Here is a 14315-nt window from a genome sequence, read left to right as displayed (position 1 = left end):
CAGTAACTTTTTATTAACTGCAATCACACATTTCGTTGCGACTGATCCGGTGCGTGATGGTGACAGTGTGAGGTATGAGAAGGTTTTTCTGGCTAGCCAGATGAGGCGTCTGGTCTTCATAAGGAAAGGTTTTTGCTGGACTTTTCTTTATAAATTATTACCTTATGATAACAATTTGCAGGCAGTTGCAGCGCAAGGGAGCAAGGATGCAGCCACATGGGCAATTCGAGATGGTGCGCCGGGGTCAGATGCTGATCTGTCGGCCAAATGGCGCCTTTAATCTGGCGGGCGCCATGGCCTATGAGGCTGACTTTCGCGAGGAATTGGTCGAGCTGGTCGGCCTGCCTTGGGGGATTGTGGAGGTCGCGACCGAGTTTGAAGCCGCCGGGCCCGAGGTGCTAGCCCGTTTTCGCCGCCAGTTTGGCTGGTGCGCCAGCAGTGGCTGCCGGTTTCTGGCGGTGGTGCTAGAGGGTGGTTTCAAACGCTATCTGGCAGATAACCTCTTCAGGGATCTGCCATTCAGGGCGGTGCGTTATTTCGAACAGGAGGCGGCAGCGATCCACTGGCTGGAGCAGCAGCTCACCCCCGATCCCTGCGATATCACAGTGGCAGGGCTTACGCCAAGCTGATAAACCACTTGTCCCGCTCGTCAACGCAGTCGGGCTCACCCATTTCAAATTCGCGGCAGATCAGCGGTCGCACCTCGTAGATGCGGCACATCATGGCGGGGTGTGCGATCGAGCGCCCGGGTCACGCCAGCGTGATAAACCACTTGTCCCGTTCGTCAACGCAGTCGGGCTCACCCATTTCGAATTCACGGCAGATCAGCGGTCGCACCTCGTAGATGCGGTACATCATTGCGGGGAGTGCGATCGAGCGCCTTGGTCAGGCCAGCGTGATAAACCACTTGTCTCGTTCATCCACACAGTCGGGCTCGCCCATTTCGAATTCACGGCAGATCAGCGGCCGCACCTCGTAGATGCGGCACATCATAGTGTTGCGATCGAGGGCGGCACACCAGCCATCTTCCAGCCGGTGCATCACCGGCACCTGGCCTTCGATATCATCGACGTAGCGATCCGGTACGCCGGTATCAGTAAACAGCATCACTTCAAGGCGACAGCAGCAGGCTTCGCAGTTCTGGCAGCTGACCTCGACTGGGGTTTGTTGGTTCATCTATGTTGTCCATGCCATGAAATAGCACATTTTTGATAAAAAACAGGCGCCTGCAAAGGCGCCCGTATTGTGGTCAACCGTGAGTCGGGCAGCCAGGCTACCCATCTTCAGGTTTAGCCCAGTTTGCGGGCGCGGTAGGTGCGCCCCTTGATTTTGCCTTCTTGCAGCCGCTTGAGGGCGGCACTCGCCACACTGCATTTTACCGCGACGTAGGAGTACTGCTCGGAGATCTGGATCTTGCCGACATCGGCGCCGGCAATGCCGCCTTCGCCAGTCAGGGCGCCCAGAATATCTCCGGCTCGCACCTTGGTTTTGCGGCCCGCATCGATGGAGAGGGTCACCATCTGTGGCGCAATCGGCTTGATGTCACGGCCAATCAGCGCGAGGTCGCCCTGCGGCATCGGGGCCTGCTGGTACTCTTCGATAAAGTTGACGCGCTGGGCTTCGTTCGGCTGATAGAGGCTCAGGGCCAGACCCTGCTGGCCAGCACGGCCGGTACGACCGATGCGATGGACATGGATCTCCGGGTCATAGGTCAGCTCGTAGTTGATGACGGCGCCCAGCTCTTTGATGTCGAGGCCGCGGGCTGCCACGTCGGTGGCCACCAGAATGGTGGCACTGCCGTTGGCAAAGCGCACCAGCACCTGATCCCGCTCGCGCTGTTCCAGATCGCCGTTCAGTGCCAGCGCCGAGAAACCCTTGGCGGCCAGATGGTCAGCCACGTCGTTACAGGCGCGTTTGGTGTTGCAGAACACCACGCAGGAGGCTGGCTGATAGTGGCTCAGCAACCAGGTGAGGGCGTCGAGGCGCTCGCCAAATGGCACTTCATAGAGCTTCTGTTCGATGGCGCTCCCCTCATGGAGAGACTCGACACTCACCTCGACCGGATTGCGCTGCACACCGCGGCTCATCTGGGCGATCCCTTCCGGGTAGGTGGCGGAGAACAGCAGAGTCTGGCGCTGCTGGGGAGCATAGCTGATGACCCGGTTGATCTCTTCGCCAAAGCCCATGTCCAGCATCCGGTCGGCTTCGTCCAGCACCAGGGTTTTAAGGCCAGACAACTCCAGGGTGCCTTGCTCCAGATGCTTGAGGATGCGGCCCGGGGTACCGACAGCGATGTGGGCGCCAAAGCCCAGCGTGGCCGATTGGGGTGCAGTCTGGGTGCCGCCGCACAGGGTCACCAGCTTGACGTTGGGCAGGGCGCGGGCCAGCCGACGGATCTCCTGCGCCACCTGATCCGCCAGTTCGCGGGTCGGACAGAGCACCAGCGCCTGCACTTCGAGACGATGGACGTTGAGCTGTGCCAGCAGGCCAAGGCCGAAGGCGGCGGTCTTGCCGCTACCGGTTTTAGCCTTGGCGATCAGGTCTTTGCCATCGAGCACCAGGGGCAGACTCTGGGCCTGGATCGGTGTCATCTGCAGATAACCCAGGCTGATGAGGTTCTCTTGCAGGGCGGGGGAGAGATTGAGGCTGCTAAATTCGCTGTTGTTCACAAAAAGACTCTATTTCGAAGAAAACGGGGATGCGCACGAGCGCTAAGGCCGCGCATCATACCAGAATGTGGCAGTGGATGTGGCGGAAATTTGAACGGTTGACCATAGGGGCGCGCAGGTAGGGTTCATTTGTTGCCAAACAGATCGCTGGCAATAACTGACAATGCGATAAGGACTATTTTTCAAACACTCATCTAATTATTTATCGCGGATAAACGTTTTCCATTTTCGGTATTTCAATATAATCACTGAAAAATATTCTACGAGCAGTCGTTACGCCACAGGGAATGTTGCGAAAATGCTGCTCGAATATTTTCAAAAACATGAAAACGGCGTCTACATTGCCCAACATGATGTTTTAAAAGGATTTATGTTATCTATGTTGTGTGATTAATATCAGTTCATTGCGTAATTAATTTAAAAACGTTTGTATTATCCTGCATGCATATTATTGAGCGGGATTGTGATGGCTATCTGATTTTTAAATGTGCAAATGTCTATGATGGCGCCGGTCAAAAATTACAATTTACTCAGGTGCTACAGGTATGGAATACGTTCACTTTGTGCTCGGACTGGTCATGGTCCTCGCTCTTTCGCTGCTGGCTAACCGCCACAACTGGAAACAGATCAAGCTGCGTTATATTGGCCAACTGCTGGTGGTCGAACTGGCGCTGGCCTGGTTCATGCTGAACTCCGAAGTGGGTCTGGCGGTGGTGGGGGGCTTCGCGGCTGGCTTCACCAAGTTGATGGAGTTTGCCAAACAGGGTACCGACTTCGTGTTCGGTGGTCTGGTCAACGAAGGGGCCTTCTCCTTCTTCCTGATGGTGCTGATGCCCATCGTCTTCATCTCGGTGCTGATCGGCATTCTGCAGTACATCCGTCTGCTGCCTATCGTCATTCGTGGCATAGGTACAGTGCTGGCCAAGATCAACGGCATGGGCAAGCTGGAGTCCTTCAATGCCATCAGCTCGATGATCGTCGGCCAGTCCGAGAACTTCATCGCCCTCAAGAACACCCTGCCGCACCTGAACGAGAAGCAGATGTACACCCTGGCAGCGACGGCCATGTCCACCGTTTCCATGTCCATCGTCGGTGCCTACATGCAGCTGATCGAGCCACGCTATGTGGTCGCCGCACTGGTGCTCAACATGTTCAGTACCTTCATCGTGCTGTCACTGATCAACCCGTACGAGCCGGATAACTCGGTGACCGACCTGAAAGCCATCACCGAGGGTGACGAACACCACACGCCGAAGAAAGAGAACTTCTTCGAGATGCTGGGCGAGTACATCATGGCCGGTTTCACCGTTGCGGTTATCGTGGGGGCCATGCTGGTGGGCTTTATCGCGTTGATTGCGCTGGTGAACTACCTGTTCGAGATGGCGTTTGGCGTCAACTTCCAGTTCGTGATGGGCTACCTCTTCTACCCAATCGCCTGGATCCTGGGTATCCCGAGTGGTGAAGCGCTGCAAGCGGGCTCTATTATGGCGACCAAGCTGGTAACCAACGAGTTCGTGGCCATGATGGATCTGGGCAAGGTTGCGGCCGAGCTCTCGCCGCGTACCGTCGGCATCCTCTCCATCTTCATGGTGTCGTTCGCCAACTTCAGCTCCATCGGCATCATCGCCGGTGCGGTAAAAGCGCTGAACGAAGAGAAGGGCAACATGGTTTCCCGCTTCGGTCTGAAGCTGGTCTACGGCTCTACGCTGGTCAGTCTGCTCTCTGCAGTTATCGCCGGCATCATGATCTAATCCTCTAGTGGCATCACCACTGACAGGCCCCGGACTCAGGTTCGGGGCCTTTTTTGTCTCTGCGTTATATCAACCAGCCGCACCACCAGCCAGCAACCAGCAGGGTGAGGGTGCAAAAGCCGGTTTCCAGAGGGCCACCGCTTTTGAGCGGCCAGCCCGGCAGCCGGAAGCGACGCTTGATAGGCCACAGCAGCGGAATGCCCGCCGGGGTGAGCCAGTCCCCCAGCAGATGACTGAGGTAGCCGACGATAAGCGCATCTTTGACCCCGACAGGCACAGATCCGGCAGGCAAGCTCTGGTTTAGTCCCCAGATGGCGATGGCTACCGCTAGCAGACTGTGGGTGAAGCCGCGATGGCCGCACAGTCGCGACAGGGGTTTCGAGATCCACGGCAGTCGTTGTCCCAGCACCGATTTGGGATGATCGAGGTCGGGCAGCAGGGCGCTGGCCAAGGCGGCAGGAATGGTCTGCCACAGGCTGGCATTGGCCAGGGCCGGGGTGAGCTGTAGTTTGTGGGCGAGCAGGGCGCAGGTAACAGAGAAGAGCAGGTGCCCTTGGGCGGTCATGATGATTACTGTGTGGAGAAAGGGCGGCGCATCTTATCAGGCCGCTGGCGTTGGTCAGCTGTTATTTTAAAAATCAGGATGTTACGGTGAAAAAGCACCCAGCAAGGGCGCCTTTAGGGTCTCTTTACAACTTGCCTTTGACCAGCCACTTGTCGAGGGCATTGGCGAAGCATTGCTTGTCGGCAGAGTTGAAGGGGGCGGGGCCGCCAGTTTGCACGCCGGCCGAACGCAGCTCCTCCATGAAGTTGCGCATCCCGAGCCGCGCCTTGATGGTCTCGCGGGTGTAGATTTCGCCGCGGGGATTGAGCGCCTCGCCACCGGCGTCGATCACCCAGGAGGCGAGGGGGATATCGCCGGTGATCACCAGATCGCCGGGCTGAACCTGCTGGGCGATGACATGATCTGCCACATCGAAACCCTTCTCCACCTGCTGGGTTTTGATAAAGGGGGAGGGGGGCACCCGCAATCCCTGATTGGCCACTAGCGTGGTGACGACCTGGGCGCGGTGGGCGGCGCGGTAGAGGATCTCCTTGACCGGAATAGGGCAGGCATCGGCATCAACCCAGATGGGCATGGCATGGTTTCCTGTGGTTAAAACGGGGGAATACGAAAGCAGGCATAGTAACACAGGCGACCGCTGTCCGCCGTGGGGCTGAGTCGGCCCCGCCTTTCGTGTAAGCTGGGGGCCGTTGGCGAGAATCAGAAGGAGACGACATGGATCGGGTGCCCGGTGAAGTAATTTATGCCCTGACCCTGGATGGCAAGGGTGGCATGGCGCCGCTGACGGCGGGAAGCGACATTCCGGGGGATCGTCCGGCTTGGCTGCATCTGGATTACGGCCATCCCGATTCGGCGCGCTGGTTGTTGCAAACCCCGCTGCTGGGCGAGGCTGCCAAAGAGTCGCTGCTCGGCCAGAGCAATCGTCCCAAGCTGGTGCGGATGGGGGAGACTGTGCTGCTGATCCTGCGTGGCATCAACCACAACAAGGATCACAGGCCCGAAGAGATGGTGGCGCTGCGCATCTTCATCACCCCGGATCTCATCATCAGCAGCCGTCGTCGTCCGCTGCTCTCCGAGCAGGATGTGTTCAACCAGCTCAAGCTGGGTGGCGGCGCTGATACCCCGGCTGACTGGCTGGTGGAGATCTGCGATGCCCTGACCGACCGGGCGGGGGAGTTTGTTGAAGAGCTGCATGACAAGATCCTCGATCTGGAGGAGATGGTGCTGATGCGCGACATGCCCGCCAATGGCCGCTTGGCGCTGATCCGCAAGCAGCTCATCATGATCCGTCGCTACCTCTCTCCCCAGCGGGATCTGGTGGCGCGGCTGGCCAATGAGAAGATCAGCTGGCTGGACGAGGATGACCGCCGCCGGCTGCTCGATATCGCCGACCGGTTGCGACGCTGGCTGGACGACCTCGATGCCGGGGTGGCCCGTACCGCGGTACTGGCAGACGAAATCAACAATCTGATGGCAGAGGCGACCAACCGCCGCGCCTACCAGATGTCGGTGATGGCGCTGCTGTTTTTGCCTGCCAGTTTCCTGACCGGCCTGTTTGGCATCAACCTCGGCGGTATGCCCGGGGCCGAGAGCCCGACCGCCTTCTGGGTCTTCTGCGGATCCTTGGTGGCGCTGGCAAGCGGGCTGGCAGTCTGGCTCAAGCATCGACGCTGGTGGTAAGGAGGTATAACCCATGTGGCAATCAATTGGCCTGACCCTGCTGCTGTTGCTGGGGCATACCCTGATCCGGCGGCTTATTCACAAGAGCCTGCTGGCGCTCGGCCAGAGCAGGCAGGTGAGCGAGAACCGGGTGCTCTACGTGGCCCATGTGTTCCACTTCCTGCTCGGCTGCGCCACCTTGCTGGTGCTGGCCGGGGTGTGGGGGCTCGATTTCTCCCGACTGGTGGTGCTCGCCTCCTCCTTCTTCGCAGTGCTGGGGGTCGCCATGGTGGCCCAGTGGTCGATCCTCTCCAACATCACCGCCAGCATCACCATCTTCTTCGCTTTTCCCTACCGGATTGGCGACCGGATCCGCATCCTCGACAAGGATGATTCGGTCACCGGCGTGATCACCGAGATCGGCTTGTTCTACTTGCGGGTGCGGGATGACAACGGCGATCTGGTCACCTATCCGGCCAACCTGATCCTGCAAAAACCGGTCAGGAAGCTGGAGGGCAAGGTGGCGGAACTGCTGCAACCGGAATAGAAAGCAACCGGAATAGAAAAAGGCTCCTCGGAGCCTTTTTGCTGTGCGGTGTCTGGCTGGTGCTGCGCTAGCGTTCGAAGAAGCGATAGAGGTGTTCCACCTGGATTGGGCAGTCGGCCACCAGATGGACGTGGTCGCGAGCCTGCTCGACCGTGCCGAAACTGACCGGGCAACCAAGGGTATCGGTCATTTCATAGAGGGTGCCATCCTTGCCTCTGAACTCGATGAGCCAGCCGGGAACCGCGATGTCATGGATAAGTTCAGCTTCCATGAGGAGCTGTTGTTGATAGAGCTTACGAAGTTCACTGACTGTCATGATGCTCTCCTTTCCTTTGGGGAATATCCACTTTCAGTCTATGCCGGCCACAGAGGGGCAGCAACGGGATCATCCCCGCAGATACTCCCAGGCCCAGCGGATGCGAATAAAGCGCTCGGCATCGCCACCCCGGTCCGGGTGGTGCTGCAACGCCAGCTCCCGCCAGCGGCGGCGGATCGCCTCCTGGCTCGCCCCTTGATCCAGCTGGAACAGCGCCAGCGCTTCCTCTTTGTGCCCCTCCCCGTCACAGGCGCGCCAGAAGTGGTTGAGCAGGGTTTCTACCTCTGCCCGATCCGTCTGCCAGAACACCTGCCAGTCGAGATAGTAGCTACGCAGATTTTCGCCAACGGCAAAGCCGTGGTTGACCTCCTGATTCCCGGCCAGCGGTTCGAGCCGGATATCCAGGGTGCTGATCACCAGCCACCACCCCTCTTGGCAGAGCTCGGCCTGCAGCTGGTAGAGGGCGTTCATGATCAGAAAGTTGACCCGAAATAGCTGCAACTGCTCATCGTCGGCCAGCCGGGGAATAGCCCCCTGCTGGCGCAGGTCGGCCATCAGCTCGTGCACCTTGTAGCTGCCCGCCGCCTGTTGCAGCAGGGCCAGCAGCGGGGCGATCAGCGGATTGTGGGTGGCCTCGCTCATTCGGCGCCCTGCTCTCTGGGCGGTTGCAGGGCGATCAGCAGCTCACCCGCCTGCGGGGTGACGGGGCCGGTGACGATGTTGGGCTTGCCTTTGCCATCCATGACGAACAGCGGGATGGCGCCAGGATTGGCAACCTGATACTGGGCCCAGTCGAACGCCTCGCTCAGGCGGGTCGCCTTGATCTGGCCACCCCGGCTTAGCAGACCGCTCAGCTTGGCATAGTTGATCTCGGGGCCAAACAGGTTCTGGCGGGCGCGGAAGGTGGCGCTCTCCCGGTTGGCCTTGCCGTGCTGTTCGCTGGAGCGCAGGGAGTAGACCTGCTCCTCGCCGTAGAGGTGGGCAAAGTGCAGTACCCCGAGCGCGTTGTTGTGGCGGTTGGGGGAGAGTGCCAGCACGGTACTGATGCTGGTGAGCGGCAGGTGCAGCTCGGCATGCTCCGACTGGGGGTTACCGAAGTAGCAGGGCAGGTTGCTCATCCGCGCCTGTTTGCAGAACTCCCAGGCGGGATCGCAGAGCTGCACCTGCACCCCCTGATCCGCCAGCGCCTTGCCGATGGCCCGCGCCACCGAGTTGGCGCCGATGATGAGCCAGGTGTTGGGGGCGCTCTGGCGCATCTTGAGCAGGCTGGCCAGCGGGGCCGAGGTGAGGCTCTGCAACACCACGGTGGAGATGATCACCGCAAATACCAGCGGTACCAGCTTGTCAGCATCGGGGATCTCTGCCTGATGCAGGCTGATGGCGAACGAGGCGCTGACCGCTGCCGCAACGATGCCGCGCGGTGCAATCCAGCTCAGCAGGGCGCGAGCCCGCCAGGAGAGATCCGAGCCCCAGGTCGAGACCAGAATGCAGAGCGGGCGCGCCACGAACTGCACCACGCAGAGCAGCGCCAGCACCATGGGGCCGAGCTGCCAGAGCTGGGCCAGATCAAGGCGGGCCGCCAGCAGGATAAACAGGCTGGAGATAAGGATGACCGCGAGATCTTCCTTGAACGCCAGCACCTCCTCCAGATCCAGCCCCTCCTGATTGGCGAGCCAGATGCCGAACACGGTCACCGCCAGCAGGCCCGATTCGTGGCTGAGCCAGTTGGAGAGGCTGAAGGTGACCAGCACCAGCGCCAGCACCCCGAACTTGTGTAGGCTGACCGGCAGCCAGTCCTTGCGAATGAGTAGGGTAGTTAGCCAGCCAGCCGCCACCCCGATGAAGGAGCCGACCCCCACCGTTTTGGCCAGTGCCAGCAGGGTGTGGCTGATGAGATCCCCCTGACTGCCGAGGCGCACTGCCTCGAACACCAGCACCGCAAACAGGGCGCCGATGGGGTCGATGACGATTCCCTCCCAGCGCAGGATCCTGTCCACCTCCCGGGTGGGGCGGATCACGTTGAGCATGGGGGCAATCACAGTGGGGCCCGTCACCACCAGCACAGCGCCGAGCATGGTGGCGACCCGCCAGTCCAGCCCCAGCAGGAAGTAACCGGCGCTGCCGATGACGGCGAAACTGGCCAGCATGCCGGTGGAGCAGAGGTTGCGCACCACCTTGCCGATCCCCTTGAGTTCGGCCAGATGGAGGGTCAGCGCCCCCTCAAACAGGATGATGGCCACCGACAGGGAGACCAGCGGAAACAGCAGATCGCCGAGCAGGGCATCGGGGTCGAGCAGGCCGCTGACCGGACCCAGGGTCAGGCCGGTGAGCAGCAGAAACAGGATGGCGGGTACCCGCAGCGACCAAGCGAGCCATTGGGCCAGCACGGAGACCAGGGCGATCCCGGCCAGGGAGAGGGCAATCATGCAGACCTCGATTCAGGCAGTGAGTATGGAGCTAGTGTAGTGGCTAAGTTGGTCAGATTGACACCGGAAGGAGCGGGCGTCGGGGCTGGGATGGGGAGATGTGCGACAGTCAGCGTCATGGTGGCTGGCGGTGGTGTGAAGGGCGCCAGCCAGACGCCAACCGTGGTGATGGGGTGGTCTTGGGGCCGGATTAGATGGGGCTCTCCTTGTGGAGCTCGCCGACACAGTCGGCCAGCGCCAATACCAGTGCGGAGCGCACCATCTGATCGAGCCGGTTGAGCTGCATCTGGTAGAAGGCCCAATCCTCTTCGCTGGCGGGGGGCTCCAGCTTCATCATGCCGCCCTGATTGACCCCGTGCAGGCGGTCGAGCAGATCACGGATCGGCTTGTCGCTGAAGCGGTAATCCTTGGGGTCGCGCACCAGAAAGTCGCGGATCTTGATATAGGCTTCGATATCCTGATAGCGCTCGAGGGAGATGAGGCCGAGGGCGAAGATCAGCTTGAGGCGCACCTCCAGCTGGCCGAGGGGGCCACTCTGGTTGAGCAGGGGTTCGATGGCGTATTTGACGGCATACTCCTCCTGACGAAAGGCGCGTCGCATCAGGGAGTCGACCGCTTCTTCCAGGATGGTCACGGCTTCGAGAAAGAAGCCGCGGGGGCCATCCTGCTCGTTTAGTCGTTCCAGTACTTCATCTTCCTGGTGTGTGGTCATAGGTGTATAAGGTCCAGCTGACAGGGAGAGAGTGGGCCTCTCTCCCGGTTTTTATCATATGGGGCACATTCCCTTGCCATTCAAGCGCTTGGCGCGCTATCAGGGCTGGCAGAATGCGCCGCAAGCAGGGTCATTACAGGGTTTCGTAACGGGCGACGATGGCGCGAACCACCTCGCTCTCTTCATCCAGCCCGGTGACGCGGGCCAGCGCTTTGGCCGGGCCCAGCTCCGCCAGCAGGGCTTGCAGCTCCACTGCCTGCGGGTCATCGGCATTGCGATAGTGCAGCGCTGCGGCGATCCCCTCCTGCAACTGCTCGTTGGGCAGGCCGTATTCCAGGGTGCCGAGCAGAGGCTTCACCAGCCGATCCCCCGCCGCCAGTTTGCGCAGCGGCTGACGACCGACCCGGTCAATCTCGTCCACCAGATAGGGGTTGGCGAAGCGGGAGAGGATCTTCTCGATGTAGGCGGCGTGCAGGCGCGGGTCGAAGCCGTAGCGTTTCACCAGCACGGCACCGCTCTCCTCCATGGCGCGACGCACCTTGCTGCGGATCACTGGATCTTCGATTGCCTCGCGCACTGTGTGGTAGCCCCGCAGCTTACCGAGGTAGGCGGTGACGATGTGGCCGGTGTTGAGGGTGAACAGCTTGCGCTCGACGAAGGCCATCAGGTTGTCGGTGGGCTCCATGCCCGCCACCTGGGGCAGCTCCCCCTTGAACTGGGTCTGGTCGACGATCCACTCGCTGAAGCTCTCTACCGTCACTTCCAGCGGATCATCGTTGGCGGCCGCGGCGGGCGGCACGATGCGATCCACCGCCGAGTCGACGAAGCCGATGCAGGTTTCGAGCGTGGCATGATACGCGACTGGCAGGTACTTGAGTACCTCCTGCTTGAGGTGGCTGGTGCCGCGCACCATGTTTTCACAGGCGATGACGTTCAGCGGTGTCAGGTTGCCAGCATCGAAGCGGGCCTGCAGCCCCTTGGCCAGGGTGTTGGCAATCTTGTCCAGAATGTTGGGGCCGACGGCGGTGGTGACCAGATCGGCGGTGATGATACGGGCGATCACCTCGTGACCGGCGGAGCTCACCGCTGCCACGTTGCGCACCACGTCCAGCTTCTGATCCGCCCCCACCACATGGACCTTGTACTCCTGACGGTGGTTGAGCTGATCGATAAGAGTGTCGTTGACGTCGGCGAAAGTGACCTGATGGCTGGCATCAGCCAGCAGTTTGCCGATAAAGCCGCGACCGATATTACCAGCACCAAAATGCAATGTTTTCATGATATTAACCTCTTGAACCAAAGACGATGAAAGATGATTACGCAGCCTGTTCGGCACCCAGTAGATCCAGGAAGGCTTGGGGATCTGTGGTGCTGGCCAGTCGGTCGATGAGACCGGGTTCATCCAGTGCATTGGTCAGGCGGGTTATCACCTGTATGTGTTCGTCGTTGCGGGCGGCGATGCCGATCACCAGTCGCGCTACCTCGTCCGCCGCTTCACCAAAGGCGACTCCGGCCGGGTACTGGCAGATGACGATGCCGGTACGCTTCACGAACTTCTTGGCGGCGATGGTGCCGTGGGGCACGGCGATAGATTCGCCGAGGTAGGTGGAGACCAGCTGCTCGCGCTCCAGCATGGCGTTGACGTAGTCGGGTGCCACGTAGCCGCGCTCTGCCAGCAGTCGGCCTGCGGTCAGGATGGCGGCCTCCTTGTTGTCGGCTTTCAATCCCAGATGCACGTCATGACGGCTCAGGGTAAAGACTTCGGCCGCTTGCGGCTCGTAGCTGTCGTCGTTGGCTGCCACCAGCAGTTGCGGGTTGGCGACATCATCGTTGGCGGCCTGGCTCAGGCTCTGTACCAGCTCCTGATAGAGGCCGTTGTCGAGGAAGTTGGTCAGCGAGATATGGTGGGCATTCGGCGCATGGCGACGGGCCCGCTCGGTCAGATCCTTGTGGGTGATGACCCAGTCCACCTGATCGTCGAGCTGATCGATGGCGCGGTTGGTGACGCTGATATCGAGCCCGGCAGCCTGCACCCGCTTGCGCAGCATGCCGGCACCCATGGCGCTGGAACCCATCCCTGCATCGCAGGCCACCACGATATTGCGCACCGCCATCAGTTCGCCGCCCGACTTCTTGGCCGCTGCGGTTTCGGGCTTGCCGCCCTTCATGGCTTTCATCTTGCGAGTGGCTTCACCGAGGGCATCGGCCTCGTCGGCTTCCGGCTGCTGGGCGCGAACGAACACGGCGGCGACCAGGAAGGAGACCAGAGTGGCGCTGATGATGGAGAGGGCGACTCCGATCAGGGAGGCTTTCGGCGTCATCAACAACACGGCGAAGATGGAACCCGGTGAGGCAGGGGAGACCAGACCGGCGTTGAACAGGGTCAGGGTAAAGACCCCGGTCATGCCACCGGCGATCACCGCCAGAATGAGGCGCGGGTTCATCAGCACATACGGGAAGTAGATCTCGTGGATGCCGCCGAAGAAGTGAATGATGGAGGCGCCAGCCGCGGACTGCTTGGCCGCACCACGGCCGAACACCATGTAAGCCAGCAGCACACCCATGCCTGGGCCCGGGTTCGCTTCAATCAGGAAGAAGATGGAGCTGCCGTGCTCGGTCGCCTGCTGGATCCCCAGCGGCGAGAAGATGCCGTGGTTGATGGCGTTGTTGAGGAACAGGATCTTGGCCGGTTCGACGAAGATGGAGGTGAGCGGCAGCATGTGGTTTTCCACCAGGAAGCCGACGCCACCGGCAAGCAGGCCGGAGAGCACCTTGACGAAGGGGCCAATCACGAAGAAGGCGAGGATCGCCAGCAGCATGCCGATAAGGCCGGCGGAGAAGTTGTTGACCAGCATCTCGAAGCCGCTCTTGACGCGACCGTCCATCGCCTTGTCGAAGCGCTTGATAGCCCAGCCACCGAGCGGGCCGACCATCATGGCTCCCATGAACATGGGTATATCGGTTCCCACGATGACACCCATGGTGGTGATGGCACCGACCACGCCGCCACGCTCACCGCCCATCAGTTTGCCGCCGGTGTAGCCAATCAGCAGCGGCAGCAGGTAGGTGATCATGGGGCCGACCAGCTTGGCCAAGGTTTCATTGGGCAGCCAGCCTGTGGGGATGAAGAGGGCGGTAATAAAGCCCCAGGCGATAAAGGCGCCTATGTTGGGCATGACCATATTGGACAGGAAGCGTCCAAAATTCTGTATCTTGACTTTGGTATCCGGTGATAACATGTCGGGACCCCGTTTTAAGCCTGTTTGATTAAAAGTGGTAGTCGGGATGGCCGGTTTTGCCGAACCGCCATCCCGGTCGTCTAAGCAACTTCAATCTACCAGCTTGCGATCAAATTAGGCTGAAAACGGGGTGTCTTGTGATCCAGCTCTCAGATACCCAGCGATACCCCCTCCATAACCAGTGACCCGCATCACATTCCCATGCTGTAATTCGGCTACATTTCGATCTTTTCTGTTTTGCACGGTCATTTTTTGTGACTCAAATCACTAAGGTTGTTTTGTGGCCCTCTTGTTCAATAGTGATTCTCGTCACAAATTCAATTTTTGTATTCGAATGGGACAAATCACTCAATTACTCATCAGTGGGTAGTGACGATGGATCTATCGAAATACTCCATTGCTTACCAATGAATCAATAAATTTGTAACCCG

At 60.0% G+C, this 14315-nt stretch carries 14 protein-coding genes and 2 pseudogenes; 4 read left to right on the top strand and 12 right to left on the bottom strand.

Annotated features, from left to right (window positions below; genetic code table 11):
- Positions 1-206 precede the first annotated feature (206 nt).
- Positions 207-629: a hypothetical protein gene (locus tag BN4575_RS16715; RefSeq protein WP_068979047.1), complete on the top strand. Its 423-nt coding sequence runs from the start codon at positions 207-209 to the stop codon at positions 627-629.
- Here BN4575_RS16715 and BN4575_RS22475 read toward each other — a convergent pair.
- The 4 genes and pseudogenes from BN4575_RS22475 to dbpA form a co-directional block, all read right to left on the bottom strand.
- A pseudogene (locus tag BN4575_RS22475) lies at positions 616-723 on the bottom strand (YkgJ family cysteine cluster protein); the annotation flags it as partial. The gene BN4575_RS16715 and the pseudogene BN4575_RS22475 overlap by 14 nt on opposite strands.
- 27 nt (positions 724-750) lie before the next feature.
- A pseudogene (locus BN4575_RS22470) lies at positions 751-858 on the bottom strand (YkgJ family cysteine cluster protein); the annotation flags it as partial.
- 27 nt (positions 859-885) lie between these two features.
- Positions 886-1176: a YkgJ family cysteine cluster protein gene (locus BN4575_RS16710; RefSeq protein WP_042023074.1), complete on the bottom strand. Its 291-nt coding sequence runs from the start codon at positions 1174-1176 to the stop codon at positions 886-888.
- Between the two features lie 113 nt (positions 1177-1289).
- The gene (dbpA, locus tag BN4575_RS16705) at positions 1290-2669 is read right to left on the bottom strand and encodes an ATP-dependent RNA helicase DbpA (RefSeq protein WP_042023073.1); all 1380 of its coding nucleotides are present in this window, start codon (positions 2667-2669) and stop codon (positions 1290-1292) included.
- 545 nt (positions 2670-3214) lie between these two features.
- Here dbpA and BN4575_RS16700 point away from each other — a divergent pair.
- Entirely contained in the window at positions 3215-4420 is a 1206-nt protein-coding gene (locus BN4575_RS16700; protein ID WP_042023072.1) for a NupC/NupG family nucleoside CNT transporter, read from the top strand.
- 64 nt (positions 4421-4484) lie between these two features.
- On the opposite strand, the gene BN4575_RS16695 is transcribed toward BN4575_RS16700, so the two are convergent.
- Together BN4575_RS16695 and BN4575_RS16690 are read right to left on the bottom strand one after the other, a co-directional pair.
- On the bottom strand, positions 4485-4985 hold the full coding sequence (locus tag BN4575_RS16695) for a metal-dependent hydrolase (RefSeq protein ID WP_068979046.1): 501 nt from the start codon (positions 4983-4985) through the stop codon (positions 4485-4487).
- Between the two features lie 124 nt (positions 4986-5109).
- Positions 5110-5559: a YaiI/YqxD family protein gene (locus tag BN4575_RS16690; protein WP_068979045.1), complete on the bottom strand. Its 450-nt coding sequence runs from the start codon at positions 5557-5559 to the stop codon at positions 5110-5112.
- A gap of 140 nt (positions 5560-5699) precedes the next feature.
- Here BN4575_RS16690 and zntB point away from each other — a divergent pair, with 140 nt between their 5' ends.
- Together zntB and BN4575_RS16680 are read left to right on the top strand one after the other, a co-directional pair.
- Positions 5700-6665 (top strand): zinc transporter ZntB, encoded by a 966-nt coding sequence (gene zntB / locus BN4575_RS16685; protein ID WP_068979044.1) that lies wholly within the window; start codon positions 5700-5702, stop codon positions 6663-6665.
- A gap of 13 nt (positions 6666-6678) precedes the next feature.
- Positions 6679-7191 carry a mechanosensitive ion channel domain-containing protein gene (locus BN4575_RS16680; RefSeq protein WP_068979043.1) on the top strand — a complete coding sequence of 171 codons (513 nt, stop codon included), beginning with the start codon at positions 6679-6681 and terminating at the stop codon, positions 7189-7191.
- 67 nt (positions 7192-7258) lie between these two features.
- Here the strand turns inward: BN4575_RS16680 and BN4575_RS16675 are convergent, their stop codons facing one another.
- From BN4575_RS16675 to BN4575_RS16650, 6 genes are all read right to left on the bottom strand, one after another.
- A complete protein-coding gene (locus BN4575_RS16675) occupies positions 7259-7507 on the bottom strand; it encodes a hypothetical protein (protein WP_068979042.1) in 249 nt (82 codons plus the stop codon).
- 69 nt (positions 7508-7576) lie between these two features.
- Positions 7577-8149: a DNA-J related domain-containing protein gene (locus BN4575_RS16670; protein ID WP_068979041.1), complete on the bottom strand. Its 573-nt coding sequence runs from the start codon at positions 8147-8149 to the stop codon at positions 7577-7579.
- The gene (locus BN4575_RS16665) at positions 8146-9933 is read right to left on the bottom strand and encodes a cation:proton antiporter (protein WP_068979040.1); all 1788 of its coding nucleotides are present in this window, start codon (positions 9931-9933) and stop codon (positions 8146-8148) included. The genes BN4575_RS16670 and BN4575_RS16665 overlap by 4 nt, the downstream gene beginning before the upstream one ends.
- A 190-nt stretch (positions 9934-10123) precedes the next feature.
- A complete protein-coding gene (locus BN4575_RS16660) occupies positions 10124-10645 on the bottom strand; it encodes an MltR family transcriptional regulator (protein WP_005335907.1) in 522 nt (173 codons plus the stop codon).
- A gap of 133 nt (positions 10646-10778) precedes the next feature.
- Complete coding sequence (locus BN4575_RS16655; RefSeq protein WP_068979039.1) at positions 10779-11924, bottom strand: mannitol-1-phosphate 5-dehydrogenase; 1146 nt, start codon at positions 11922-11924, stop codon at positions 10779-10781.
- 37 nt (positions 11925-11961) lie between these two features.
- Complete coding sequence (locus BN4575_RS16650) at positions 11962-13884, bottom strand: PTS mannitol transporter subunit IICBA (RefSeq protein ID WP_068979038.1); 1923 nt, start codon at positions 13882-13884, stop codon at positions 11962-11964.
- Between the last annotated feature and the right edge of the window lie 431 nt (positions 13885-14315).

Origin of the sequence: Aeromonas sp. EERV15 (genome assembly GCF_900079845.1) — a bacterium.
GTDB lineage: Bacteria > Pseudomonadota > Gammaproteobacteria > Enterobacterales > Aeromonadaceae > Aeromonas > Aeromonas sobria.
This window is presented reverse-complemented; position numbering and strand designations above follow the sequence as displayed.